General features: G+C 72.8%; 27 protein-coding genes and 2 tRNA genes. 18 read left to right on the top strand and 11 right to left on the bottom strand.

What is annotated here, in order from left to right; translation table 11 throughout:
• Positions 1-56 precede the first annotated feature (56 nt).
• The 3 genes from ACH34W_RS11490 (at position 57) to ACH34W_RS11480 (ending at position 3,202) form a co-directional block, all read left to right on the top strand.
• Positions 57-785, top strand: a complete 729-nt coding sequence (locus ACH34W_RS11490) for a hypothetical protein (RefSeq protein WP_395960777.1) — start codon at positions 57-59, stop codon at positions 783-785.
• A 69-nt stretch (positions 786-854) separates the two neighbouring features.
• Complete coding sequence (locus tag ACH34W_RS11485; protein WP_395960776.1) at positions 855-1,487, top strand: LysE family translocator; 633 nt, start codon at positions 855-857, stop codon at positions 1,485-1,487.
• Positions 1,488-1,552: 65 nt separating this feature from the next.
• Positions 1,553-3,202, top strand: coding sequence for a DUF885 domain-containing protein (locus ACH34W_RS11480; protein ID WP_395960775.1), 1,650 nt, complete (start codon positions 1,553-1,555; stop codon positions 3,200-3,202).
• Between the two features lie 63 nt (positions 3,203-3,265).
• Here the strand turns inward: ACH34W_RS11480 and ACH34W_RS11475 are convergent, their stop codons facing one another.
• The 4 genes from ACH34W_RS11475 to ACH34W_RS11460 all read right to left on the bottom strand — a co-directional run bounded on the left by ACH34W_RS11475 (position 3,266) and on the right by ACH34W_RS11460 (position 6,646).
• A complete protein-coding gene (locus ACH34W_RS11475) occupies positions 3,266-4,552 on the bottom strand; it encodes an RNA polymerase sigma factor (protein ID WP_395960773.1) in 1,287 nt (428 codons plus the stop codon).
• Positions 4,549-4,920, bottom strand: coding sequence for a YciI family protein (locus ACH34W_RS11470; RefSeq protein WP_395960772.1), 372 nt, complete (start codon positions 4,918-4,920; stop codon positions 4,549-4,551). Before ACH34W_RS11470 ends, ACH34W_RS11475 begins: the two co-directional genes overlap by 4 nt.
• A 76-nt stretch (positions 4,921-4,996) precedes the next feature.
• Positions 4,997-5,917 (bottom strand): alpha/beta hydrolase, encoded by a 921-nt coding sequence (locus ACH34W_RS11465; protein ID WP_395960771.1) that lies wholly within the window; start codon positions 5,915-5,917, stop codon positions 4,997-4,999.
• Between the two features lie 78 nt (positions 5,918-5,995).
• Positions 5,996-6,646: an alpha-ketoglutarate-dependent dioxygenase AlkB family protein gene (locus ACH34W_RS11460; protein ID WP_395960770.1), complete on the bottom strand. Its 651-nt coding sequence runs from the start codon at positions 6,644-6,646 to the stop codon at positions 5,996-5,998.
• Between the two features lie 50 nt (positions 6,647-6,696).
• On the opposite strand from ACH34W_RS11460, the gene ACH34W_RS11455 reads away from it, so the two are divergent.
• Positions 6,697-7,485, top strand: a complete 789-nt coding sequence (locus tag ACH34W_RS11455; protein WP_395960769.1) for a leucine-rich repeat domain-containing protein — start codon at positions 6,697-6,699, stop codon at positions 7,483-7,485.
• 12 nt (positions 7,486-7,497) lie between these two features.
• On the opposite strand, the gene ACH34W_RS11450 is transcribed toward ACH34W_RS11455, so the two are convergent.
• Complete coding sequence (locus ACH34W_RS11450; RefSeq protein WP_395960768.1) at positions 7,498-8,436, bottom strand: NADP-dependent oxidoreductase; 939 nt, start codon at positions 8,434-8,436, stop codon at positions 7,498-7,500.
• 106 nt (positions 8,437-8,542) lie between these two features.
• Between ACH34W_RS11450 and ACH34W_RS11445 the strand changes: the two genes are divergently transcribed.
• Entirely contained in the window at positions 8,543-8,944 is a 402-nt protein-coding gene (locus ACH34W_RS11445; RefSeq protein WP_395960767.1) for a winged helix-turn-helix transcriptional regulator, read from the top strand.
• Positions 8,945-8,968: 24 nt separating this feature from the next.
• On the opposite strand, the gene ACH34W_RS11440 is transcribed toward ACH34W_RS11445, so the two are convergent.
• Entirely contained in the window at positions 8,969-9,535 is a 567-nt protein-coding gene (locus tag ACH34W_RS11440) for a GNAT family N-acetyltransferase (RefSeq protein WP_395960766.1), read from the bottom strand.
• Positions 9,536-9,742: 207 nt separating this feature from the next.
• On the opposite strand from ACH34W_RS11440, the gene ACH34W_RS11435 reads away from it, so the two are divergent.
• Positions 9,743-9,816: transfer RNA gene (locus tag ACH34W_RS11435), tRNA-Cys, on the top strand.
• Positions 9,817-9,834: 18 nt separating this feature from the next.
• A tRNA-Arg gene (locus ACH34W_RS11430) sits at positions 9,835-9,907 on the top strand.
• Positions 9,908-9,935: 28 nt separating this feature from the next.
• Here ACH34W_RS11430 and ACH34W_RS11425 read toward each other — a convergent pair.
• Positions 9,936-10,799 (bottom strand): EamA family transporter, encoded by an 864-nt coding sequence (locus ACH34W_RS11425; protein WP_395960765.1) that lies wholly within the window; start codon positions 10,797-10,799, stop codon positions 9,936-9,938.
• Positions 10,800-10,980: 181 nt separating this feature from the next.
• Here ACH34W_RS11425 and ACH34W_RS11420 point away from each other — a divergent pair, with 181 nt between their 5' ends.
• The 10 genes from ACH34W_RS11420 (at position 10,981) to ACH34W_RS11375 (ending at position 17,007) form a co-directional block, all read left to right on the top strand.
• Complete coding sequence (locus ACH34W_RS11420; protein ID WP_395960764.1) at positions 10,981-12,768, top strand: thiamine pyrophosphate-requiring protein; 1,788 nt, start codon at positions 10,981-10,983, stop codon at positions 12,766-12,768.
• A 67-nt stretch (positions 12,769-12,835) separates the two neighbouring features.
• A complete protein-coding gene (locus ACH34W_RS11415) occupies positions 12,836-13,192 on the top strand; it encodes a hypothetical protein (protein ID WP_395960763.1) in 357 nt (118 codons plus the stop codon).
• Positions 13,193-13,361: 169 nt separating this feature from the next.
• The gene (gene gvpJ / locus ACH34W_RS11410) at positions 13,362-13,796 is read left to right on the top strand and encodes a gas vesicle protein GvpJ (protein ID WP_395961168.1); all 435 of its coding nucleotides are present in this window, start codon (positions 13,362-13,364) and stop codon (positions 13,794-13,796) included.
• Positions 13,797-13,799: 3 nt separating this feature from the next.
• Positions 13,800-14,546, top strand: a complete 747-nt coding sequence (locus ACH34W_RS11405; RefSeq protein ID WP_395960762.1) for a GvpL/GvpF family gas vesicle protein — start codon at positions 13,800-13,802, stop codon at positions 14,544-14,546.
• 1 nt (position 14,547) lies between these two features.
• Positions 14,548-14,787: a gas vesicle protein GvpG gene (locus ACH34W_RS11400; RefSeq protein ID WP_395960761.1), complete on the top strand. Its 240-nt coding sequence runs from the start codon at positions 14,548-14,550 to the stop codon at positions 14,785-14,787.
• Positions 14,788-14,792: 5 nt separating this feature from the next.
• Entirely contained in the window at positions 14,793-15,059 is a 267-nt protein-coding gene (gvpO, locus tag ACH34W_RS11395; protein WP_395960760.1) for a gas vesicle protein GvpO, read from the top strand.
• Positions 15,060-15,081: 22 nt separating this feature from the next.
• On the top strand, positions 15,082-15,525 hold the full coding sequence (gene gvpJ, locus ACH34W_RS11390; RefSeq protein WP_395960759.1) for a gas vesicle protein GvpJ: 444 nt from the start codon (positions 15,082-15,084) through the stop codon (positions 15,523-15,525).
• Positions 15,522-16,355: a GvpL/GvpF family gas vesicle protein gene (locus tag ACH34W_RS11385; protein ID WP_395960757.1), complete on the top strand. Its 834-nt coding sequence runs from the start codon at positions 15,522-15,524 to the stop codon at positions 16,353-16,355. The genes gvpJ (ACH34W_RS11390) and ACH34W_RS11385 overlap by 4 nt, the downstream gene beginning before the upstream one ends.
• Positions 16,352-16,558, top strand: a complete 207-nt coding sequence (locus tag ACH34W_RS11380; RefSeq protein ID WP_395960756.1) for a gas vesicle protein — start codon at positions 16,352-16,354, stop codon at positions 16,556-16,558. The genes ACH34W_RS11385 and ACH34W_RS11380 overlap by 4 nt, the downstream gene beginning before the upstream one ends.
• Entirely contained in the window at positions 16,555-17,007 is a 453-nt protein-coding gene (locus tag ACH34W_RS11375) for a gas vesicle protein K (protein WP_395960754.1), read from the top strand. Before ACH34W_RS11380 ends, ACH34W_RS11375 begins: the two co-directional genes overlap by 4 nt.
• Before the next feature lie 145 nt (positions 17,008-17,152).
• Here ACH34W_RS11375 and ACH34W_RS11370 read toward each other — a convergent pair whose 3' ends face one another.
• Entirely contained in the window at positions 17,153-17,650 is a 498-nt protein-coding gene (locus ACH34W_RS11370; RefSeq protein WP_395960753.1) for a Rho termination factor N-terminal domain-containing protein, read from the bottom strand.
• Positions 17,651-17,755: 105 nt separating this feature from the next.
• Entirely contained in the window at positions 17,756-18,592 is an 837-nt protein-coding gene (locus ACH34W_RS11365) for an NAD(P)H-binding protein (protein WP_395960752.1), read from the bottom strand.
• An 81-nt stretch (positions 18,593-18,673) separates the two neighbouring features.
• On the opposite strand from ACH34W_RS11365, the gene ACH34W_RS11360 reads away from it, so the two are divergent.
• Positions 18,674-19,627: an Lrp/AsnC family transcriptional regulator gene (locus ACH34W_RS11360; RefSeq protein ID WP_395960751.1), complete on the top strand. Its 954-nt coding sequence runs from the start codon at positions 18,674-18,676 to the stop codon at positions 19,625-19,627.
• Between the two features lie 38 nt (positions 19,628-19,665).
• Here the strand turns inward: ACH34W_RS11360 and cydC are convergent, their stop codons facing one another.
• Together cydC and cydD are read right to left on the bottom strand one after the other, a co-directional pair.
• Positions 19,666-21,387 (bottom strand): thiol reductant ABC exporter subunit CydC, encoded by a 1,722-nt coding sequence (gene cydC / locus ACH34W_RS11355; RefSeq protein ID WP_395961167.1) that lies wholly within the window; start codon positions 21,385-21,387, stop codon positions 19,666-19,668.
• Positions 21,388-21,392: 5 nt separating this feature from the next.
• Positions 21,393-23,105: a thiol reductant ABC exporter subunit CydD gene (gene cydD / locus ACH34W_RS11350; protein ID WP_395960750.1), complete on the bottom strand. Its 1,713-nt coding sequence runs from the start codon at positions 23,103-23,105 to the stop codon at positions 21,393-21,395.
• Positions 23,106-23,148 lie beyond the last annotated feature (43 nt).

Raw genomic sequence — 23,148 nt, 5'->3', positions numbered from 1 at the left:
GTGATCTGTGTGGCCGCCGGGGTGGTCGGTTTGGCGGCGTTGTTAGTCTGACGGCCATGTCGAGGCCGTTGCCACCGGGAGACCCCGCCCAGCTGGGGCCGTACCGGCTTTCGGCGCGGCTGTCGGAGACCTCCGCCGGGATCGTGTTCCTGGGTGAGGATCATGAGGGCCGCCGGGCCAGCGTGGCGGTGCTGACGCGGGGCGCGGCGGGTGACGCGGCCGCGCGGGACCGGTTCCGCGCGGCGATCACGGCGGCGCTGCCGGGGTCGGGGCGGCCGCCGGAGTTCGGGCCGGACGGGCCGGCGCCGGTGGTGGCCGCGCAGCCGGACGGCCCGGCGCCGTGGGTGGCGGTGCTGTACGACGCGGGCAGACCCGATCGGGTGGGCGCGGAGCGCTTCCTGGATTCGGTGATGCTGGAGGGGGCGTTCCGGAGCCGCTGGGGCGGCCGCCGCCGGGGGCCGCAGTTCCAGCCGTACTGGCAGGGGTCGAGCGCGCCGGCGCTGCAACGGCCGCCCGAGCCTGCGCCGCCGCAAATGGTCACGGTGGAACGGACCGAGCGCGGCCTGGTGTCTGCGATCTTGACGTTGGCGGCGGTGCTGGTGGTGCTGGCGCTGCTCATGCTGGTGCTGTTCGCGTGCCAGCCGAAGGTGAAGGATCCGCCACCGCCGCCGCCCGAGCCGACGTTGCAGACGCCGACTCCGTCGCCGACCACCCCGTCCCCCTCGCCGACCCCGACTCCGACGCCGTCCCCCGGGAATTCCGACGACGGGGGCGGCCCGGTCTGAGCCGGGGGCGGGTCTGGACCGGCGCGATATGCGTTGCGTTCACCGTGGACGCCACGCGATCATGGCTGGATGCTGGAGAGTCTTCTCGCCTTCACCGGCGCCGCGTTCCTGATCGCCATGGCCCCGGGGCCGAGCACGGTCGTGATCATGCGGCAGTCGATGCGGTCGCGCCGCGCCGGGGTGCTGACGACGCTGGGGAACGAGGCGGGTGTGGTGGTGTGGGGCGTGGCCGCCGCGCTGGGCCTGTCGGCGCTGCTGGCGGCGTCCCAGCTCGCCTACGACGCGCTGCGGATCGCGGGGGCGGCCGTCCTGGTCTATTTCGGCGCCAAGGCGCTGTGGCAGGCGCGCCGCGGGGGCCCGGCGACGCAGACGCCGGAGTTCGAGGCGGCGGACGTCCCGGTGCCGGGGTGGCGGTCGTTCCGGCTCGGCCTGATCACCAACTTCGCGAACCCGAAGGCCGGGGTGTTCGCGGTGTCGTTCCTGCCGCAGTTCGTACCGGAGGGCGCGCCGGTGCTGGTGACGCTGATCGCGTTCTCGGTGTTGTGGGCCCTGATCGACCTGATCTGGTACTCGGGGGTCGTGTGGCTGGTGGTCGCGGCGCGGCGGCTGTTCGAGCGGCCGGGAGCGCGGCGCCGCCTGGAGCAGGTCTCGGGCGTGGTGCTGGTGGGCCTGGGCATCCGGCTGGCGGCCGAATCACGCTGACGCCGAAGCACGCTGACCCGGCGGGCGGGTCACGCTGATGGGCGCCCCGGTCGTAGCCTGAGATCATGATCGCTTTGGATGTCCTCGCTGACCGGTACGTGGACGGCTTCGCCGCCCTGGACCCGTGCCGCGCGGCGATGATGGGGATCGCCGGGCAGGAGGCGAACCTCACTGATTACAGCCCGGAGGGTTTCGCCGCGCGCGCCGACCTGTCCCGCCGTACCCTCGCCGAGCTGAACGCGTTGACGGCGGGCGGGCCGGCCGGGGACGGCGGGCGGGTCGCGGCCGGGGTGCTGCGTGAGCGCTTGGAGGTCGAGCTCGCGCTGGAGGAGGCGAAGGTCAACGACAGCTTCCTGGACACCACCGACGGGCCGCTGCAGCGGCTGCGGCAGGCGTTCGAGCTGCTGGACGACGGCCCGCGCACGCCGTGGGAGGCGATGGCGTCGCGGCTGCGGGCGTTGCCGGGCACGCTTGAGGGGTTGCGGACGAGCTTGTCGCTGGCGCGGCGGGACGGCCGGGTGGCGGCGCGGCGGCAGGTGCTGCGGAACGCCCGCGCCTGCGCGCAGATGGAGCCCTACCTGGCGAGTCTGGGGGCCGGGTATGGCGACGGTCCGCTGCGCGGGGAGCTCGACGAGGCGGCGCGTGCCGCCGCGCGGGCCACGGCCGGGTTCGCGGCTTTCCTGACCGGTGAGCTGGCGCCCGCCGCGCCCGAACGTGACGCGCTCGGCCGGGAACGCTACGAGCTGGGTGTACGGGACTTCCTGGGGACACGGCTGGATCTGGAGGAGACCTACGCGTGGGGGTGGGAGGAGCTCGCCCGGATCGGCACCGAGATCGACAACGCGGCGGAGCGGATCGTGCCGGCTGAGCCGCTGCGGGTGGTGCTGGCGGCGCTGGACTCCGACCCGGCGTACCGGGTCCGCGGCGCCGAGCGGTTCCGCGCGTGGCTGCAGGAACTGGCCGACCAGGCCATCGACGATCTGGACGGGACGCATTTCGACATTCCCGCGCCGCTGCGCCGGGTCGAGTGCCGGATCCCGAACGAGGAGGGGATCTACTACCTGGCGCCGGCCGAGGACCTGTCGCGGCCCGGCACGGTGTGGTGGGGCGTCGCCGACCCGGACCAGGAGATCGTGACCTGGGGCGTCCCGGCGACGATGTTCCATGAGGGCGTGCCCGGCCATCACCTGCAGCTGGGGGTCACCACGCTCAACACCACGACGCTCAACCGGTTCCAGCGGCTGGCCGGTGAGCTGTTCCCGGGCCACTGCGAGGGCTGGGGCCTGTACGCCGAGCGGCTGATGGACGAGCTGGGCTATTTCACCGACCCGGCGTACCGGCTGGGCATGTGGGCGGGCGGCCAGCGGTTCCGCGCGGCGCGGATCGTGCTGGACATCGGCCTGCACCTGGAGCTGGAGATCCCCAAGGGCGTGCGGTTCCACGCGGGGGAGCGGTGGACGCCGGATCTGGCGCTGTCGTTCTTGCGCGGTCACACCACGCCCGACATCCCGGTGGAGTTCGAGATCGACCGGTATCTGGGGCGTCCGGCGCAGGCGATCGCGTACAAGCTGGGGGAGAAGGTGTGGCTGGAGGCGCGGGAGGCGGCCCGGCGCCGCGAGGGCGCGGCGTTCGACCTCAAGGCCTTCCACCGCCGTGCGCTGGACCTGGGCCCGATGGGGCTGGACATGCTGCGCGCCGAGCTCGCCGCCGCCTGACCGTGGGGCGGACGCGCCGGTGAGGGCTTCCGGCCGGTGACGGCTTTCAGGCCGGTGCCGGCATCACGCCCGTGACGGGCCTGTTTCGGCTTCGCCGGCGCGGGTGGTGAGGAAGTCGCGTTCGACGGGATTGCGGGCGGCCTCGGCGGCGCGGCGGTACGCGGCGCGTGCCTCGGTGTGCCGGCCGAGGCGTTCCAGCATCTGGGCGCGGGCGGCGTCGAGGCGGTGGTAGTGCGCGAATCGGGGGTCGCCGGCGATGCGGTCGAGCTCGGCGAGGCCCGCCGAGGGGCCGGCCGCCATCGACACCGCGACGGCGCGGCCGAGCGCGGCGACGGGGGAGGGATGCACCCGCAGCAGCACGTCGTAGAGCGCGACGATCTGGGGCCAGTCGGTGTCGGCGGCGGTGGGCGCCTCGGCATGCAGCGCGGCGATCGCGGCCTGCACGGTGTAGGGGCCGGCGCCGGCGGGGCGGGCCGTGCGCAGCGCGCGTTCGACCAGGGCGCGTCCCTCGGCGATCGCGTCGGTGTTCCAGCGGGAGCGGTCCTGGTCGGCCAGCAGGATCAGGTCGCCGCCGGGGCCGACGCGGGTGGCGCGGCGGGAGTCCAGCAGGAGCAGCAGCGCGAGCAGGCCGGTGACCTCGCTTTCGCCGGGCAGCAGCTCGGCCAGGAGCCGGGCGAGCCGGATCGCCTGGTCGAGCAGCTCGGGCCGCGTGAGGGTGGTGCCCTGGCTGCCGGTGTGCCCCTCGGTGAACAGCAGCGAGATCACAGCCAGGACGGCCGGGAGGCGTTCGGTGAGCTCGTCGCCGCCAGGAGAGCGGTAGGGGATGCCGGCTTCCTGGATCTTCTTCTTGGCGCGGGTGAGGCGGGCGGCCATGGTCGGCTCGGTCACCAGGAACAACCGGGCGATCTCGGGGACGTGCAGGCCGCACACCAGCCGCAGGGTGAGGGCGACCGCCGCCTGCGGCGCGATCGCCGGATGGCAGCAGGTGAAGATGAGCCGCAGCCTGTCGTCCTGTGGTCCCGCCGCCGCTGTGCTTTCGCCGCGGTCGGGACTTTCGAAGCCGTCGAAGTCGTCGGGCTCGGCGGGGACGATGAGCAGCGGGAGCTTGCGGGCGAGTGTGGCGCGGCGGCGCATCCGGTCCAGGGCTTTGCGGCGGGCGGTGGTGGTGATCCAGGCGACGGGGTTGCGGGGCACGCCGGTGCGCGGCCAGGTGGCGAGCGCGGAGACGAACGCCTCCTGCACGGCGTCCTCGGCCTCGTCCAGGTCGCGGGTGAGGCGCACCACGGTGGCGAGCGTCTCCGCCCACCCCCGCTGGTGCGCCTCCGCCACGGCGGCGTCGACGCCGGTCACGCGTTCCGCGCCTCCTGTTCCAGGGTGTCGACGTCCCAGATCGGGCGTACTTCGATGCCGGTGGCCATGGGGCAGCGCCGGGCGATGTCCAGGGCGTCGTCCAGGTCGCGGGCCTCGATGACGTAGAAGCCGCCCAGATGCTCGGTCAGCTCGACGTAGGGGCCGTCGGTGACGGCCAGCCCGTCGGCGCTGGGCCGCAGTGTGGTCGCCGACGTCGAGGGCCGCAGTGCCTCCCCCGACCAGGCGACGCCGCGTCCGTCCAGGTATTGGGTGAACGCGATGTGCTCGTTCATGGAGTCCTGGATTTCCTGTTCGGGTGCGCCGACCCAGTCCTTGTCGGTCTCGTACATCATCAACATGTACTTCATCGCGTTCGTCCTTCCCGCTGGTGGATCGTTTCGCTCATACGACGATCGGGTTCCGCCGGAATCGACAGCCACTCGATCAGATACGGGCGAAGAGGGCGCGGACTTCGGCGCCGATGCGGGCGATGCCTTCGGCGGGCCTGCGGGCGAACGATCCCAAGCCGAGGAAGCCGTGGTCGAGGCCGCTGCCGGTGACGAGGGTGACGTCGACGCCGGCGTCGGTGAGGCGCGCCGCGTACTGCTCGGCCTGGGGGCGCAGCCGGTCGTGTTCGGCGGTGGCGACGATCGTCGGGGGCATGCCGGTGAGGTCGGGGGCGAGCAGCGGCGACACCTCGGGGAGGGAGCGGTCGGTGTCGCGCAGGTACAGCTCCAGGATCCGGGCGACGCCCGCTCGCGGGAACTGCAGGCCGTCGGGGTCGGGCAGGTCGGGCGGTACGTCGCGCAGGTCGACGGCCGGATAGACCAGGAGCTGCAGGGCGGGCCGCAGGTCCGTGCCGCGCAGGCGCCAGGCGGCTGCGGCGGCGATCTGACCGCCGGCGCTGTCGCCTGCGATGCCGAGGCGGGCGGGATCCAGGCCGTGGGCGGGAGCGTTGGCGGCGGTCCAGCTGACGGCTGCGACGGCGTCGTCCACCGGGGCGGGGAAGGGGTGCTCGGGCGGGCGCCGGTAGTCCACGGAGAGCAGGGCGACGTCGCAGGCGAGGGTGAGGGCGCGGACGACAGGGTCGTAGGACTCCACGTCACCGAGGGCCCAGCCGCCGCCGTGGAAGTACACCAGGCAGGGGGAGGGCGTGGTGCAGGCGGGGCGGTAGAGGCGGGCGTGCAGCGGCCCGCCGGGTCCGTCGATGGTGATGTCTTTGACGAGGTCGACCGTGGGGCGGGGGAGGGCGGCCAGGGCGGCGGCGTGTTCCTGGCGGAGCTCGGTGAGGGACCTGCTGCCGGAAGGCGGTTCGGCGGCAAGGCGCTGCCGCAGGTAGGCCAGGTAGTCGGGGTCGCGGCCCATGGCTCTCCCGGGAGTTCGTCTGTCGGATTGAACCTTACATTGTCAAGCTGGCGGGTCAGTAAAGCTCACCACCATTTCCTATCTATCCCCATCACCCAGACCAGATTCGCGGAGAGTGATGTTAAGACGGCCGCTGTCCAGACCGATGCCCGGCGGTCCGGAGCCGGGCAGGATCTTGGTGACGCCGTGGTAGGCCAGGCGGGAGGATCCGCCGAACACCAGGAGGTCGCCCGATTCCAGTTCCAGGTCGGTCCAGGGACGTCCGCGGTTCTCGGTGTTGCCCAGGCGGAAGACGCCGGTGTCGCCGAGGCTGAACGATACGACCGGGGCGGGGCTGCGTTCGTCGCGGTCCTGGTGCAAGCCCATCCTGGCCGCGGCGTCGTAGAAGTTCACGAGGGCGACATCCGGCAGATACTCGCCGTCGTCGCCGTAGGCCTCGGCGACGGCGCGTCTTCCCAGGTCTGCCAGCCAGCCGGGGAGGGGCTTGACCGGCTGGCCGTCCACGTGGCGCACGTAGCGGTAGGGCTCCCAGTGCCACCCCAGGCACACGGTCTGCACGGACATGACGCCGCCACCGGGCAGTCTGGTGTGGCGCATGCCCGCCGGTGGCCGCGCCCACGTGCGGCAGGCCTCGACGAGACGCCGCTGCATGGCGGTGTCGAGCCAGCCAGGGACGTGTACGGCGCCGGGCGCGGGTTCGGACCGTGGCCGGGGGATGAGCGCCGTCATGGCCCCACCGTACGGCGGCGCCGGCCGGTGGGTGATCTAGGGTCGGGGCGGTGGACGTGGATGAGGTGCGGCTGCGTGGGACGGGCCTTTCGGCGATGCCGGCGGATGTGTGGGATCACGCGGGGCTGCGCTGCCTGGATGTGGGTGAGAACGCGCTGACGGAGATCTCCGGGCGGCTGGTGGGGTTGACGGCGCTGGAGGAGCTGTACGTCGACAACAACCGGCTTGAGGCGTTGCCGCCTGTTGGGTCGATGCCGGGCCTGCGGGTGCTGGACCTGAGCGGCAACCAGCTGGCGGAGTTGCCGGAGGGTCTGGGTGTGCTGCGGCGGCTCCGGTTCCTGTATGCGGCGGACCTGCGCCTGGCACGCATCCCGGAGGAGATCGGCGCCCTGGCCGATCTCGCCTACCTGAACGTGAACGGCAACGAGCTGACAGCGTTGCCTGACGCGATCGGCGCTCTGAGCCGCCTGCGGGAGTTGCGGGCGATGCGGAACGCCCTGACCGGGCTTCCCGTGGAGATCGAGGGGCTGACGGGCCTTCGCGAGCTGCACGTGGAGGGCAACCGGCTGGCGAGCGTTCCGGGCACGTTGGGTGAGTTGGCGGAGCTGAGGGTCCTCAACCTGCGCCGCAACCGCCTCACCGCGGTACCGGAGGGAGTGCGGCGGCTCCGGTCGCTGCGTCATCTTGATCTGCGGGCCAACGGCCTGCGGATGCTTCCGGGGTGGCTGGGCGAGCTGCCCGCGCTCGACAAGCTCGATGTGCGCTGGAATCCCCTCGATGCGAGGTCCGGCGCCTTGGTCGCCGGGCTTGAGGAGCGCGGGTGCGTCGTCTACGCCTGAGAACGTCTTCGCCTAAGTGGTGAGGACGAGGCGTCCGCGCAGCCCGCCTTCGTCGAGTTTGCGGTGGGCGAGCGCGGCCTCCTTGAGGGGGAGGGTGTCCGCGACGCGGAGCGTGAGGTGGCCGTCTGCGGCGAGCGCGGACAGTTCGGCCAGCTGCGCGCCGTCGGCGGTGATCCACACGTTGGAGACGCGGGTGCCGCGCAGGGGGACGGGTGCGGCTCCCCCGGCGACGGCGACGAACGCGCCGCGGTTGCGGACGGCCTCCAGGGCGCGGGGGCCGATGATGGCGGCGTCCACGGCTCCGTCGACGCCGCCGGGGACGAGGGCGCGGACGTCGGCGGGCAGGTCGGGGGAGGTGCGGGGAACGAACCACTCGGCGCCCAGGTCACGCACGAGGTGTTCGTCGCCGGGTCCCGCGACCGCGGCGACGCGCAGGCCGCGGTGGGCGGCCAGTTCGACGGTGAAGCCGCCGAGGGCACCGGCGGCGCCGGTGACGAGCAGCGTCGCGCCGCGGGGGAGATCCAGCAGGTCGAGTGCCTGGGCGGCGGTGAGGCCGTTGAGCGGCAGCGTCGCCGCGTGGGTGGCGGGGATGCCGGCGGGGGCGGGTGCGACGGCGCTCGCGTCCAGCACCACGTAGTCGGCGTGGGTGCCGAGGGGGACGTCGAGCCGGTCTGACAGGCCGATGACGTTGTCGCCGGTGGTGAACGCGGTGACGCCGGGTCCGGTGGCGTCGATGGTCCCGGCGGCGTCCCAGCCGATCCCGATGGTGTCGCGGGGCGCCATCAGGCCGCCTTCGGTGATGAGCCCGGCGCGGGTGGCGGTGTCGACGGGGTTGACGGTGGCGGCCTGGACGCGGATGCGGACCTGCCCGGGCCCGGGGGCGGGCACGGGAACGTCGATGATCTCGAGAACGTCAGGTCCGCCGAAGGTACGGGCGACGACTGCGCGCATGGCCATCTCCAAATGTCGGTTGGTGAATTCCTTGCAAACCTAGGGAGAGGTACTCTCTGTCGGGAAGTAGGCACCTGGGAGTGCGTACCGGACGTGGAAGTGAGCGATGGCGACGCGGACGGCGGCGCAGCGGCGCGCGGAGGCGGCGGTCGCCTATGACGCCTACATCGCCGAGTGCCCGACGCGGCAGTTGCTGGACCGCATCAGCGACAAGTGGGTGAGCCTGGTGGTGAACGCGCTGGCCGGGGGGCCGCTGCGGTACGGCGAGCTGGCGCGGGTGGTCGCCAGCATCAGCCAGAAGATGCTGACGCAGACGCTGCGCAACCTGGAGCGCGACGGCTTGGTGTCGCGCACGGTGACGCCGTCGGTGCCGGTGCGCGTGGACTATGAGCTGACGCCGCTCGGTGCCGGCCTGCTACCGGTGATGCAGGCGGTGAAGAGCTGGGCCGAGGCGAACATGGACGACGTTCTCGAGGCCCGCGCCACCTACGACGCCGATACCACCTGAGACCCTTGGCGTTTCGCGTGGCGGTTAGCGGGTGGTGGATTCCCAGGTGGGGGCGGTGATGCGGTAGAGGACGTGGCGTTTGAGGTGGTGGCCGTCGGGGAGGGCGGGGTGGTCGAAGTCGCCGACGGGGTGGCGGGTCATGCCGATGCGGCGCATGACGGCCTGGGAGCGGTGGTTGGTGGTCGTGGTGAACGAGACGATCTCTGTGAGGCCGGCGTTCTGGAAGCCGTACGCCAGGGCGCGGCGGGCGGCCTCGGTGGCGTAGCCGTGGCCTTGGGCGGTGGTGGACAGCCGCCATCCGATCTCGACGCCGGGCAGGAACGGCGCGTCGAAGGCGGGGACCGACAGGCCGGTGAAGCCGATGAACGTGCCGGTGCGGGTGATTTCCAGGGCCCACAGGCCGAAGCCGTGGCGGTCGAAGCCGGCGGTGACGCGGTTGATGAGGGCGTCGCTTTCGGCGCGGGTGAGCGGGGCGGGGAAGTGTTCCATGACGGCGGGGTCGGCGTTCATGTGGGCGAACGGGGCGCGGTCGCTGTCGCGCCAGCCTCGCAGGGTCAGCCGTTCGGTGGTGAGGACGGGTGCCGCGGCCATTCCGGTGACTTTACAGCGCGGGAAAATGCGTTGAAACCGGGGTGGTGCGGCGGGCATTCTGGTGGTCAAGGACGCCGCGTCGGACGGGAAGGGAGCCGGGACATGAGCTGTATCCGGTGGTTCCGGCCGGGCGGGCCGGTGAGTTCTGTGTGACGACAGGCTCGGCCGCCTTCCGGATTCCGGAACGGCGGCTTTTTTGTTTTTCTGGACGCAGTGGCCGAGTGGTCAGGCGGCGGTCTGCAAAACCGTGTACGCGGGTTCGAATCCCGCCTGCGTCTCCAGGCCCGTTCGCGGGTCTTCTCCCCGTAGCTCAGCGGACAGAGCTCCGGTTTCCGAAGCCGGGTGCCGCAGGTTCGATTCCTGCCGGGGAGGCAGTCGATCTCTGCCGGGGAGGCAGCGGTCAGGAGACGGTGAGCAGCGCGATGGCGGTGCCCGCGCCGCACAGGCCGAGGGCTTGCTTGCGGGTGAGCCGTTCCCGCAGGAAGATCAGCGCGAGGACGACCGGGATGACGGGGTAGAGCGCGGCGAGCACGGACGCGACGGCGAGCAGTTCGCGGTGCGCGGCGATCCAGAACAGCGCGATCGCGGAGCTGCCGACGGTGCCGACGGCCAGCGCCGGCAGTGCGTGCCGCGCGGGGATGCGCAGGGGGACGCCTGCGGCGGCGAGTACCCAGGGGACGGTGACAGCGACGGACGCGGCGCGGCTGGCGGCGATGGGCCACAGCCCGGCGTCCAGGGGGACGGGTTTGAGGGCGAGGAACTGCACGGCGAAGCCCGTTCCGGCCAGCAGCGCGTCGCCGACGCCGGGTGACAGCCAGCGGCGGCGGCCGGGGTGCTCGGATGGCGTGGCGGGGCCGGTGGCCGCCAGCCAGATGGCGGGGATCGTGATGGCGATGCCGGCCAGGCCGAGGAGTGAGGGCCGGTCGCCGAGCACGGCGAGGCCGACCAGCACCGGGATCGCGACCGCGCCGACGTCGCTGAGCGGCACCACCACCGAGAGCGAGCCGCGGCTCATGGCACGGTAGAGGAACGCCACGCCGATGCCCGACCCGGCGCCCGACAGCGCACCCCATGCGAGGTCGGCCGGGCCAGGCGTCCCGAACGTCCAGATGAGCGCGGCGGCGACCGCGATCACGGTGCCGCCGAGCTGGGTGTGGAGCGCGACCGTCACGCCGGGGACGCGGCGGGCGAGCAGCCCGGCGGCGAAGTGGGTGATTCCGAACCCGGCGGCGGCCGCCAGCGCCAGCAGCTCTCCCGGCATCATCGTGTTCCCCGCATGGTCCTTTGCATAACCGTGGTCACGGCCGTAAACGTCCGTGACCCGGAACCGGACCCGTACCGGACCCGTTCCGCGCCCTCGCGGGGGCGCATGTTTGCCGGTGACGGGCCGGGTAGGGCGCTGGGTGAACTCCCGTGACATCCGGTACCCACAGGAGGAGCGAACGATGACTCAGGTCTCCGACTTTGTCCTCTCGCGGCTGCGCGAGTGGGGTGTGCACCGGGTGTACGGCTATCCGGGGGACGGCATCAACGGTTTCCTCGGCGCGTTCGAGCGTGCCAAGAACGATCCGGAGTTCCTGCAGCCGCGGCATGAGGAGATGGCGGCGTTCATGGCGTGCGGCCACGCCAAGTTCACCGACGAGGTCGGGGTGTGCATGGCCACGTCCGGGCCGGGCGCGATCCATCTGCTGAACGGGCTGTACGACGCCAAGCTCGACCACGCGCCGGTCGTGGCGCTGGTGGGGCAGCAGCGGCGTACCTCGCTGGGCGCCGACTATCAGCAGGAAGTGGACCTGGCGTCGTTGTTCAAGGACGTGTCGGAGTACGTGCAGGTGTGCATGACGGCGGCGCAGGCGCGGCATCTGGTGGACCAGGCGATGCGGACGGCCGCCGCCACCCGCGGCGTCGCGACGCTGATCTTCCCTGAGGACGTGCAGGAGGAGGACGCGGTGACCACGCCGGGGCGGGCGCACGGCAGCGTGTTCTCCGGCGTCGGCTTCTACCGCGGGCAGGTGATCCCGCGGGTCGACGACGTGCGGCACGCCGCTGAGATCCTCAACGACGGGAAGAAGGTGGCGATCCTGGCCGGGCAGGGCGCCCGCGGCGCCGCCGTGGAGCTCACCGAGGTCGCCGAGCTGCTGGGCGCCGGGGTCGCCAAGGCGCTGCTGGGCCGTGACGTGCTGCCCGACGATCTGCCGTTCGTCACCGGGCCGGTCGGGCTGCTCGGATCCCGCGCCAGCGACGACATGATCATGAAGTGTGACACGTTGCTGATGGTCGGCACTGGGTTCCCCTACGCCGAGTGGCTGCCTGAGGAGGGCAAGACGCGGGTCGTGCAGATCGACCAGGACGCACGCCGCATCGGCCGCCGCGTCCCGGTCGACGCGGGGCTGGCCGGGGACGCGCGGGAGGCGCTGCGGCTGCTGATCCCCTATCTGGAGCGCAAGGAGGACCGGACGTGGCGGCAGGGCGTCGAGGCCGACGTGGGGGAGTGGTGGCGGATCATGGAACGCCAGGCGCGCCAGCGGTTCGACGCGATCAACCCGCAGCTGGTGGCGTGGGAGCTGAGCGACCGGCTGCCCGGCGGCGCCATCCTCACCGCCGACTCCGGGTCGGGCACCACCTGGTGGGCGCGGCAGCTGCGGCTGCGCGCCGGGATGCGCGCGTCGCTGTCGGGCACGCTGGCGACGATGGGGCCGGGTGTGCCGTACGCGATCGCGGCGCGGTTCGCCCATCCCGACCGGCCGGTGGTGGCGTTCGTCGGGGACGGCGCGTTCCAGATGAACGGCATGAACGAGATGATCACGGTGGCGCGGTACGCCGCTCGGCTTTCGGGGCCGCCGCTGGTGTTCTGCGTCCTCAACAACCAGGACCTGAACATGGTCACCTGGGAGCAGCGCGCGATGGGCGGCGACCCGAAGTTCCCGGCGTCGCAGGACGTGCCTGACGTGCCGTACGCGGCGTACGCCGAGCTGCTGGGGCTGACCGGTATCCGCTGCACCGATCCCGACGAGGTCGGCGCCGCGTGGGACCGGGCCCTGGGCGCCGGCGGGCCCGTCGTGCTGGAGTTCGTCGTCGACCCCAACGTGGCGCCGCTGCCTCCGCACATCATGTTCGACCAGGCCAAGCACACCGCCAGGGCGCTGTGGCATGACCCCGACCGGGTGGGGGTCGCCGCGGTGGCGTTCCGGCAGAAGCTCGCCGAGTTCTTCGAGATCCGCCGCCACGGCTGACCCCCGGGGGGCGTTCGGCGATCCCGAGATCCACTGGAAAATCGTTCATCATGGCAAGGAGAAGACAATGAAGACCCCGTCGGTCCCCGGTAAGGGAACCGAGCAGGTGAAGCAACGCGCCGCCGGCGCAAAGAACCGCGCTGCCGACGCAAAGAACCGCGTCGCCGAGGCGGCTCGCGGCACCGCGAAATCCGCAGCGGAATCCACGGCGGAATCCACGTCAAGGGGCGTGTCGAAGGGAGCCGAGCAGGTCCGGTCGGATGTCCGGGCGGTGGAGAAGGTGGCCGCCGTCCCGCAGAAGCTGGGCCGCCTCACCCGGCTGCTGACGATGCACAAGCTGCTGCGCGCCGCGCCCGCCGCGGCGGCGACCGTCGTCGCCACCGGCGCCGCGGTGTGGGCCGTGCGCCGCGCCCGCAAGCGCTGACCACCGCGGAACGATCGCGAACGATCGCGAACGGCTGCGGGCAGGCCACCGCCGGTCCGCGGCCGTTCGCGATCCGGGTGTCTCGTTTAGGTGGAACAGGAGGGGTAGGGGTCGAACTGAACATCGAAAAATTCCCGACTTCCCAAGGAGTGATGACATGTCTGGGCCCATCGCCCAGCAGACGTCGGGCACGACCTATACGCAGGGCGGCGGCGGCCGGTCGGGTAGCGGCCTGGCCGACGTCGTCGACCTGATCCTGGAAAAGGGACTGGTCATTGACGTGTACGCCCGGGTCTCGCTGGTCGGCATTGAGATCCTCACCGTCGACGTGCGGATCGTGGTAGCCAGCGTCGACACCTATCTGCGGTTCGCCGAGGCGGTCAACCGCCTGGACATCGCCCACGACGGAACGTCCAAGGGCCTCCCGCAGATGATCGACACCATGACCGAGTCCGGCGCCAACAAGAAGACCAAGGGTGCCCTGGAAGGCGCCTCGGAGAAGTTGAAGGAGACGTTCGGCGGCTCCGAAGAGGAAGAAGAGGAGAAGCAGGGCGCGCGGTCACGCCGTGGCGGCAGCCGGAGCAGCAAGAAGGAGGAGGAGTAAACGATGACCACTCCTTCCTACGTTTATGGTGTGACCCGCGCAGGCACGCCCGTTCCCAAGGGGCTGACCGGGCTGGACGACAAACCGGTCGAGCTCGTCCAGGGCGACGGCGTCGGCGCGATCATCAGTGATCTGCCGCAGGGCCGCCCGCTCGGTGAACGCGCCGACCTGGTCGCCCATCAGAAGGTCCTCAACGAGTTCCTGGACGCCGCCGCGGTCGTCGTCCCGTTCCGTTTCGGCGCCGCGCTGAGCGGCCGCGAGGCGGTGGAGAAGGAACTGCTGGCCGCCAACTCCGACCGTCTCGGGCAGGTCCTGGACGGCCTCGACGGCCGCCTGGAGCTGCGGCTGAAGGGCACCTACGTGCAGGACAGCGTGCTGCGGGAGGTGATGGAGCAGGAACCGGAGATCGCGCAGCTGAGCGAACGGATCCGGCAGGTGCCGGCCGACGCCGCCGACGCGGTCTACTACGACCGGATCCGCCTCGGCGAGATGATCGCGCAGGCGCTGGAGCGGCGCCGTGACCACGACGGCCGTGCGCTGATCGACCCGCTCGCGCCCGTCGCCGAGTCGGTGGTCAACAAGCCGCCGGCCCGTGAGGAGGACGTGCTGGACGCCGCGTTCCTCATCGACCGCGCCAAGCGCGAGGAGTTCGAGTCGGCGGTCGACAAGCTCGGCCAGGCTCACGGCGACCGCATCAAGCTGCGGCTGGTCGGGCCGCTGCCGCCCTACGACTTCGTCCCGGAGGCCTGACATGGGTCTTTTCACCGGGTTGGTGACCCTTCCGCTCGCTCCCGTCCGCGGGGTCGTGTGGATCGCCGAGGTGCTCAAGGAGCAGGCCGAGGCGCAGCTGTACGACCCCGGCAGGATCGCCGCGGAGATGCAGTACATCGCGGACGCGGTCGCCGCCGGTGAGATCACCGAGGAGGAGGCCGCCGAGCGGGAAGAGGAACTCATCGCCCGGCTGACCCAGAACCGGTCCCAGGGGAGCTGAACACGATGATCTCCGCGTCCGAGGCCGCCAAGTACGCCGTCGGCCATGTCACCCGGCTCACCGGCCGGGACGCCGAGTGCGTCGTGGGCGTCGAACGCGCCGACGACGGCTGGCACATCGCGGTGGAGATCGTGGAGACCCATCGCATCCCCGACTCGGCCGACATCCTCGCGGTCTACGAGACCGCGCTGGACGGCGACGGCGAGCTGTCGTCGTACCGGCGCAGGCGCCGTTACCTGCGCGGCCAGGTCGACAGATGCGGACGGGACTGACCAGGAAAAGGGGGCTGCACACGTGAGCGATGATCTGTCCTGGACCGGTGCCCGTTCACCGGCCCGCTCGATGGGCATGGAACAGCGGCCCTCGGCGAACCTCGCCGACCTGCTGGAACGCATCCTCGACAAGGGAATCGTCATCGTCGGGGACATCCGGGTGAACCTCCTGGACATCGAGCTGCTCACCATCAAGCTGCGGCTGCTCGTCGCCTCCGTCGACCGCGCCAAGGAGATGGGCATCGACTGGTGGGAACACGACCCGTCACTGTCGTCCCGCGCGCGGAAGCCCGCCGCAGGCGGCCCATCCGACGCCGAGCTCGACCAGCAGCGGCAGATCCTTGAGGAGAACGAGCGGCTGCGGGAACGCATCGCGGCGCTGGAAGCCGGACAGCACAACGGGTCCGCCGGGAACGAGACGACCGGCAAGAACACCAAGACCGGGAAGGGTGGTGACGCACAGTGACCGGACCTGCCGGGACCGGCACGCCGGGCAGCGGCACCGCCGTCTACCTGTACGGGGTGTCGCGCGGCCTGGACCTTGCGGCGCTCCCGGCCACGCCCGGCGTCGGCGGCGCCCCTGTCCGCGCCGTCACAGTCGGTGACCTCACCGCGCTGGTGAGCACGGTACGTGAGGCCGACTACGGAGAGGAGGCACTGCGCGTCAACCTGGAGGACCTGTCGTTCCTGGAGGCCACCGCGCGCGCCCACCACGATGTCGTCGACCAGGCAGCCCGCTCCGCACCGACCGCGCCGGTGCGGATCGCCACCCTCTACCGCGACGACGACCGCGTGGCGCGGCTGCTCACCGAGCAGCACGACACGTTCACCCGCGCGCTGGACCGCATCACCGGCCGGTCCGAATGGGGCGTCAAGGCCTACGCCTACGCCGAGGCCCTGTCCGCCGCGCCCGCCACCTCCGCCGGCGCTGACGCGCCGGTCGGCGGATCCGGGGCGGGCGCCGCGTACCTGCGTAACCGGCAGGCGCAGCGCAAGCAGCGCGAGGACGCCGGCCGCCGCATCACCGCGCAGGCCCAGGCCATCCACGCCGAGCTCGCCGACCACGCCGTCGCCACGCGCCAGCACCCGCCGCAGGACCCGAAGCTGTCAGGCCACGACGGCACCCAGATCCTCAACGTCGCCTACCTGCTGGACGACGACCACGTGGAGGGGTTCCTGGCGGCGGTCAAGGACATCGACGCGCGCCTGCCCGGCATCGGCGCCGAGGTCACCGGCCCGTGGCCGCCGTACTCGTTCATCGACACCGGCGACGCCGAGGCGGGCGAGCGCCGATGACGGTCACCCTGGATCCCGGCCACCCGTCGGTTCCCGCCGAGCGGGTGGCGCTGGTGGACCTGCTGGACCGGCTGCTGGCCGGCGGGGTGGTCATCACCGGCGACCTGGTCATCTCCATCGCCGAGGTCGACCTGGTGCACATCTCGCTGCGCGCCCTCATCACCTCCGTCCGCGACGAGCTCATGGGGGAGGAGGACCAGTGACCGACAACCGGCCCGCGCGCGAGCGCCCTGACGACCACCGCCCCGCACGGCACCTCACGCACGAGGACTCCGTGACCTACCCCCTTGCCAGCCGCGCGGCGGCCGCAGAGCCGCTGCGGTCAGCGCCGATACGCGCCACGCAAGGCACGTCAGGTACGTCGGGCACCTCGAGTGTGATGCAGCGGCTGCGTTCCGACCCTGAGACCGTCGAACGCGACCTGGTGAAGCTGGTCCTCACCCTCGTCGAGCTGATCCGGCAGCTGATGGAACGGCAGGCGCTGCGCCGCGTCGAGGGCGGCGGCCTCACCGACGACCAGGTCGAGGACCTCGGCCTCGCGCTGATGCGGCTGGAACAGGCCATGGAACGGCTGAAGGACCACTTCGACCTGGAGGACCACGACCTCAACCTCGACCTGGGCCCGCTCGGCCCGCTGCTGCCCGAAGCATGACCCCGCGGTGATCAGGCCATAGGCCCGGTGGTGCGTGGACAGGGGCGCCACCGGGCCTTTCCCTTGCCCGCGCGCTGGGAGCGGGCGCCGCCGGCGTCGCTGCCCGTCCGGCGCCCGCACGCATGACGGCTGACCGCCGCCGCGATCAGCTCTTCTCGGCCTTGCTGATCGCGTCGGCCAGCTGCTGCTTGCTCATCTTGGACCGGCCGGGGATGTCCAGCTCCCGCGCCCGCTCGTACAGGTCCCGCTTGGCCAGGCCGTCACCGTTGGAGCCGGCCGGCTCAGACCGCGCGGGAGCGCTCGCGGCCGCCGGTGCCTGCTTGGCGGGAGCCTTCTTCGCCCCGGCGGGCTGGGAACCCTTGGCGGACTTCTCAGCCGGACCTTTCTTCCTTGCCGGAGCCTTCTTGGGTGTGTCCGCCTTGCGCGGCTGGGGCGGCTCGGGGCCCCGTGCCTCCTCCGGCTCCTCCAGCGGCGCGGGCCCCGGCTGCATGTTGCCGGGCCCGTTGGGCCGCAGGTTACGGCGCAGCGCCGGCCGCCACCGTTCACCGAGCCGGCCGAGGCGGTCCCTGGCCTTGCCCAGCAGTTCCTGAGCCACCTGCGGAGTGCGCCGGAAGGCCGACGGTACGTCGCGTGATCGCGGCATTGAACGCTCGCCCCCTCCCGGGAGATTGCACGATTCGTCGGTGCGCGCCCTACCCGGTGCGGCGCCCTCCATGCGTCCACACCCACGACCTGCATGAACGGGCGTTCACACGAACTCGGCGGCGTGGTCGGCCACCCATCGTCGCAGCGGGCGCGCGGGGGAGCCGGTGACGTCCTCGACGGTGGTGGTGAGCGTGGGCGGCGGCCCGGCGAGCATCGCGGCGTACCCGTCGAGGAGCACGTCCGCGAACGAGTCGGGGAACGAGTCGTCGGCGAGCAGGCGCCGGTACGCCTGCTCGCGGGTGAGTTCCCGCCAGCGCAGCGGCCGCCCGAGCGTCTCGCCGATGACGCGGACCTGCTCGGCCTGGGTGAGCACCTCGGGGCCGGTGAGGGTGTAGGTGGCGCCGTCATGGCCGGGTGAAGTGAGGGCGCGGGCGGCGACGGCGGCCAGGTCGGCTTCATGGATCAGCGACATCGGGAGCTGCCCGTAGGCGCCTTCGACGGTGTCGCCGGCGCGGATCTGGCCCGCCCACCACAGCAGGTTGACCGCGAACGTGGTCGGCCGCAGCACGGTCGACTCGATGCCGAGGCCGTGCACGAGCGCGTCCTGCTTCTCGAACGGCAGATCGGGGACGCCGCCGGTGCCGAGGAACACCACGCGGCCGGCACGGCGCGCGATGGCTTCCAGCACCGCGGGCAGCCGGTCACCGGTGTGCAGCGGCCACAGCAGGAACACCGCGCCGACGCCGGCCAGGCAGGCCTCGACGCTGCCGGGGTCAGCGAGGTCGCCGCGCGCCACCTCCACACCAGCGGGGACACGGGCGCGGCCAGGGTCGCGGGTCACCGCCCGCACGGCATGGCCCGCCGCGTGGAGCCCGGTGACCAGGTGCCGCCCGACATTCCCGGTGGCAGCCAGGACGAGGATCTTCGTGTCATCTGTCATGCGCCGATGCTCACCCTGGCCGCCGCCACATCCCAGCCGTGCCTTTAGAATCGGTGGAAACCGTCATTCGCAGCGGGGAAGATGATGGATGCCGTCGACCGTGGCCTGATCCACGCCTTGCAGATCGACGGGCGGGCGTCGTTCCGCGCCATCGCCGGCGCGCTGGAGGTCTCGGAGAACACCGTGGCGCGCCGCTACCGGCGGATGCACAGCCAGGGCATGGTGCGGGTCGTGGGGCTGGTGAACGGCCGCCGCCTCGGATACCTGCAATGGACGATCCGGCTGACCTGCACACCGGACGCCGCCATGCCGGTCGCCAGGGCCCTCGCCGCCCGCGACGACACCTCGTTCGTGTACCTGCTGTCGGGCGGCACGGAGGTGTCCTGCACCGTGCAGACCCGCAGCACCCGCGACCAGGACGCGCTGCTGCTGGACAAGCTGCCCCGCACCGGCCGTGTGGTGTCGGTGTCGGCCCACCTGCTGCTGCGCGGCTTCGTGCTTCCCGGCGGCTGGAGCGGCCTGGCCTGCCTGCCCCCCGACGCGGCCGGACGGCTGCGTCCGCCGCCACCTGAACCCGGCGACGGCCCTGTCGACCTCGGCGACGGCGACAGAACGCTGCTGCGGGCGCTCACCCTGGACGGCCGCGCGCCCTACGCCGACCTCGCCGCGGTGACCGGCTGGTCGGAGACCACCGTGAAACGCCGCATGGACACGCTGCGCCGCACCGGCGTCCTCAGCTACCAGCTCGACCTCCCGCCCGCCGCGGCCGGCTACCGCACCCAGGCGCGGCTGTGGATCGCCGCGCGCCCCGCCCGCGCCGCCGAGGTCGGCCAGGCACTGGCGTCCCACCCCGAGATCTCGTTCGCCGCGCTCACCACCGGCCCCACCAACCTGGTAGCGGCCTTGAACTGCCGCGACCCCCACGACCTGGGCCGCTACCTCACCGAACGGATCGCGGCGCTGGACGCCATCACCACCATGGAGACCGCCCCCGTCATCCGCACCGTCAGACGCGCCGCACCGCTGCCGCTGTAGCCGCGCGGTCAGCGGCAGGGTCAGGTGGCCGGGGGAAGTCAGGTGGTGAGGAGCTCGGACTCCCACAGGTCGCGGTAGGCGCCGGGGCGGGCGAGGAGGTTCTCGTGGCGGCCGCGCTGCACGACCTTCCCGCGGTCCAGCACGATCACCTCGTCGGCGGCGCCGAGGGCGGCCAGGCGGTGCGTGACCAGTATCAGGGTGCCGCCGCCCGGCAGCGTCAGGAGCTCCCGGGTGATCTCGTCGGCGGTGGCCGGGTCCAGCGCCTCGGCGGGCTCGTCCAGCAGCAGCACCGGCGGGTCGGCCAGCAGGGCGCGCGCCAGCAGCAGCCGCTGCCGCTGCCCGCCCGACAGGCCACGGCCACCCTCACCCACGACGGTGTCCCACCCATCGGGCAGCCCGTCGACGACCTCCAGCAGCCGCGCCCGCCGCGCCGCGGCCTCCAGCTGCGCCTGCGTGGCGTCCGGGCGGGCCAGCATCAGGTTGCCGCGGACGGTGGTGGCGAACACGTGCGCGTCCTGCGTGAGCCCGCGCACCGCCGAACGCACCTCGTCCGGGTCGCAGGAAGCCACATCGTGGCCGCCGAGCCGAACCGTCCCCGACGCCGCCCGGACCTCACCGGACACCACGGCGAGCAGCGTGCTCTTGCCCGCGCCGCTGGCGCCCACCACCGCGACGCGCCGCCCGCGTTCCACCGTCAAGTCCACACCGTCCAGCGCGTACCCGCCGTGGCCTTTGTAGGTGACGCCTTTGTAAGTGACGCCTTCGTAGGCGACGCGGACACCGAGGAAGTCCACCGCGAGCGGCCCGCGCGGCAGCGGCCTGGGCCGTGCCGGACGGGACGGCGGGGGAGCGGCCAGCAGTGACGCCACGCGCCGCGACGCCGGCAGTACCTCACGCAGCCGCTGCGCCGCCGACGCCAGCGGCAGCACCGCCTCCACCGCGACCAGCGCGGTCAAGGCGACGACCGCCACGGCGACCTCGTCCGCACCTGCGTTCATCGCCGCCCACGCCGCCCCGGCCGCAGTCAGACCCTGCAGCAGGAATCCGGCCGCCGTCACCGCGCCCGTGACCCGCGTGGTGACCCGCTCGGCATCCTCCAGCCGCGCCGCCGACTCCCGCGCCGCCTCGGTGAACCGCCCGGACGCGCCGAACACCGCCAGTTCCGCGGCGCCCTCCAGCACGTCCAGCGCCCGCACCGCCAGCCGTTCACGCTCGGCCGCCGCGCGCGCCGCCGCGCGGCCACCCGCCGCCCACGCCGCCCACGGCACCACCACCCCGGCGACCAGCAGCCCACCGGCCACCACGAACGCCGCGGCCGGCGCCGCGACCGCGCACACCACGACCCCGGCCGCGCCGCACACCACCGCAGCGGCCCCCGGAAGCAGGCACCGCAGCAGCAGATCCTGCACCGCGTCGACATCGGACACCATCCGCGTCAGCGCGTCCCCGTCACGCGACGCCAGACCCCGCCGCCGCGCCGCCAGCGCGTCGAACACCCGCCCGCGCAGCTCCGCCAGCGCCCGCAACGCCACATCGTGCCCCGCCAGCCGCTCCGCATACCGCAGCGACCCCTTGGCCAGCGCGAACCCCCGCACCGCCACGATCGCCAGCGACAACGCCGCCAGCGCCGGCTGCTGCGCCGCCCGCGCGATCAGCCACGCCGCCGCCGCGACCAGCCCGAGCCCGCACAGCTCCGCCGCCACCCCGGCCAGCCCCGCCGCCAGCAACCGCGCTGTGTACGGCCGCACCGCCCTCCACATGCCGATCACGCCGCAGCCTCCCTGCCGGACTCCGTGCCGTCCTCGGCAAGGCGGCCGTCCCTCATCCGCACCACACGGCCCGCCAACCCCAGCAGCGCCGGCCGGTGCGCCACGATCAGAGCCGTACGGCCCGCCAGCAGCCGCTCCGCCCCCTCCACCAGCGCCCGCTCACTCGCCAGATCCAGCCGCGCCGACGGCTCGTCCAGCACCATCAGCGGCGCACCCGTCACATAGGCGCGCGCCACCGCCAGCCGCTGCCGCTGACCCGCCGACAGGCCCGCGCCGCCCTCACCGAGCACCGTCGCGTACCCATCCGGCAACGCCCCGATGAACCCGTCCGCCGCCGCAGCCCGCGCCGCCTCCACCACGCGCTCATCCGGCGCGTCCGGCGCACCGAGCCTGATGTTGTCGGCCACCGACGCCGCGAACAGATGCGGCGCCTGCGGCACCCACCCGATCCGGCGCCGCCATTCCGCCAGATCCAGCTCCGCCAAGTCCACGCCGTCCACCAGCACCCGGCCTGACTCCGGCGTCACCAAACCCAGCAGCACCAGCAGCAACGTCGACTTGCCCGCGCCCGACGGCCCCGCCACCGCGACCCGCTCACCCGGCGCGATCCGCAACGACACCCCCTCCAGCGCCACCCGTTCCGACCCCGGATACCGCACCGTGACGTCCTCCAGCACGATCTCCGGCGCCACCGCCCGATCGCGGGGGAGGAGCCCGCCGCCGCGTTCCACAGGGGCGTCCAGCGCCGCGAACGCCTGCTCCGCCGCCGCCACCCCCTCCGCGCTCGCGTGGAACCGTGCGCCCAGCGCCCGCAACGGCAGATACGCCTCCGGCGTGAGGATCAGCACCAGCAGCCCCGTCGACAACGCCATGGCGCCATCCATCAGCCGCAAACCCACCGGCACCGCGACCAGCGCCACCGACAGCGCGCACACCAGCTCCAGCACCAGCGACGACAAGAACGCCACCCGCAGCGCCCCCACCGTCGCGCGGCGGTGCTCACCCGCCAGCTCCCGCACCACCACCGACTGATGACCGGTCCGCCCGAACTCCCGCAACGTCGGCAGCCCCGCCAGCACATCCCGGAAATGACCACCCAGCCGCTGCAGCAGCCCCCACTGCCGGCCCGTCAGCGCCGCCGTCCGCATCCCCACCAGCGCACCGAACACCGGCACCAGCGGCACCGTCGCCGCCACCACCAGCGCCGACGCCCAATCAGCGGTGAACAGCCGCGCCAGCACCAGCACCGGCACCACGCACGCCGCCAGCAACTGCGGCACGTACCCGGTGAAGAACGGATCCAGCGCGTCCAGGCCCCGCGTCAGCAACGTCACCCGCTCACCCGCACTGGCACCACCGCCACCGGCTGAAGTCCCCACCAAGCCTCCCGCAGAGGTCCCGGCGGAGGGCTCGGGGCAGGTGCCGGCGGAGGTCCCTGCGGGGCGTGCCAGCAGCGCGTCGCGCAGCTCCCGCTTCGCCGTGGCCGCCGCGCGCCCCGCGACACCGCTGGTCACCCACGCCAGCACCGCACGGCCCGCCACCACCCCGGCCAGCGGCAGCAGCGGCCACGCCTCCAGACCGGCGATCGCACGCGCCAGCAGATCCGCCTGCGTGACCAGCAACACCCCCTGCCCCACCGCCAGCGCGGCCAGCACCACGACCACGCGGCGGGGGAGACGGCGCAGCAGACGCCGCTCGACCGGCTTCACCACGACCTCCCGAACATCACACCGGACAGCACAGACACGCCGG

This window comes from Actinomadura sp. 6N118 (assembly GCF_044326415.1).
Taxonomy (GTDB): domain Bacteria; phylum Actinomycetota; class Actinomycetes; order Streptosporangiales; family Streptosporangiaceae; genus Spirillospora.
This window is presented reverse-complemented; position numbering and strand designations above follow the sequence as displayed.

What these genes read in the sequence shown, in the direction of transcription:
- ACH34W_RS11490 (WP_395960777.1), top strand. Translation starts at nt 57, where the DNA reads ATGTCGAGGCCGTTGCCACCGGGAGACCCCGCCCAGCTGGGGCCGTAC.
- ACH34W_RS11485 (WP_395960776.1), top strand. Translation starts at nt 855, where the DNA reads ATGCTGGAGAGTCTTCTCGCCTTCACCGGCGCCGCGTTCCTGATCGCC.
- ACH34W_RS11480 (WP_395960775.1), top strand. Translation starts at nt 1,553, where the DNA reads ATGATCGCTTTGGATGTCCTCGCTGACCGGTACGTGGACGGCTTCGCC.
- ACH34W_RS11470 (WP_395960772.1), bottom strand. Translation starts at nt 4,920, where the DNA reads ATGAAGTACATGTTGATGATGTACGAGACCGACAAGGACTGGGTCGGC.
- ACH34W_RS11465 (WP_395960771.1), bottom strand. Translation starts at nt 5,917, where the DNA reads ATGGGCCGCGACCCCGACTACCTGGCCTACCTGCGGCAGCGCCTTGCC.
- ACH34W_RS11460 (WP_395960770.1), bottom strand. Translation starts at nt 6,646, where the DNA reads ATGACGGCGCTCATCCCCCGGCCACGGTCCGAACCCGCGCCCGGCGCC.
- ACH34W_RS11450 (WP_395960768.1), bottom strand. Translation starts at nt 8,436, where the DNA reads ATGCGCGCAGTCGTCGCCCGTACCTTCGGCGGACCTGACGTTCTCGAG.
- ACH34W_RS11445 (WP_395960767.1), top strand. Translation starts at nt 8,543, where the DNA reads ATGGCGACGCGGACGGCGGCGCAGCGGCGCGCGGAGGCGGCGGTCGCC.
- ACH34W_RS11440 (WP_395960766.1), bottom strand. Translation starts at nt 9,535, where the DNA reads ATGGCCGCGGCACCCGTCCTCACCACCGAACGGCTGACCCTGCGAGGC.
- ACH34W_RS11425 (WP_395960765.1), bottom strand. Translation starts at nt 10,799, where the DNA reads ATGATGCCGGGAGAGCTGCTGGCGCTGGCGGCCGCCGCCGGGTTCGGA.
- ACH34W_RS11420 (WP_395960764.1), top strand. Translation starts at nt 10,981, where the DNA reads ATGACTCAGGTCTCCGACTTTGTCCTCTCGCGGCTGCGCGAGTGGGGT.
- ACH34W_RS11415 (WP_395960763.1), top strand. Translation starts at nt 12,836, where the DNA reads ATGAAGACCCCGTCGGTCCCCGGTAAGGGAACCGAGCAGGTGAAGCAA.
- ACH34W_RS11405 (WP_395960762.1), top strand. Translation starts at nt 13,800, where the DNA reads ATGACCACTCCTTCCTACGTTTATGGTGTGACCCGCGCAGGCACGCCC.
- ACH34W_RS11400 (WP_395960761.1), top strand. Translation starts at nt 14,548, where the DNA reads ATGGGTCTTTTCACCGGGTTGGTGACCCTTCCGCTCGCTCCCGTCCGC.
- gvpO (WP_395960760.1), top strand. Translation starts at nt 14,793, where the DNA reads ATGATCTCCGCGTCCGAGGCCGCCAAGTACGCCGTCGGCCATGTCACC.
- ACH34W_RS11380 (WP_395960756.1), top strand. Translation starts at nt 16,352, where the DNA reads ATGACGGTCACCCTGGATCCCGGCCACCCGTCGGTTCCCGCCGAGCGG.
- ACH34W_RS11370 (WP_395960753.1), bottom strand. Translation starts at nt 17,650, where the DNA reads ATGCCGCGATCACGCGACGTACCGTCGGCCTTCCGGCGCACTCCGCAG.
- ACH34W_RS11365 (WP_395960752.1), bottom strand. Translation starts at nt 18,592, where the DNA reads ATGACAGATGACACGAAGATCCTCGTCCTGGCTGCCACCGGGAATGTC.
- ACH34W_RS11360 (WP_395960751.1), top strand. Translation starts at nt 18,674, where the DNA reads ATGATGGATGCCGTCGACCGTGGCCTGATCCACGCCTTGCAGATCGAC.
- cydC (WP_395961167.1), bottom strand. Translation starts at nt 21,387, where the DNA reads ATGTGGAGGGCGGTGCGGCCGTACACAGCGCGGTTGCTGGCGGCGGGG.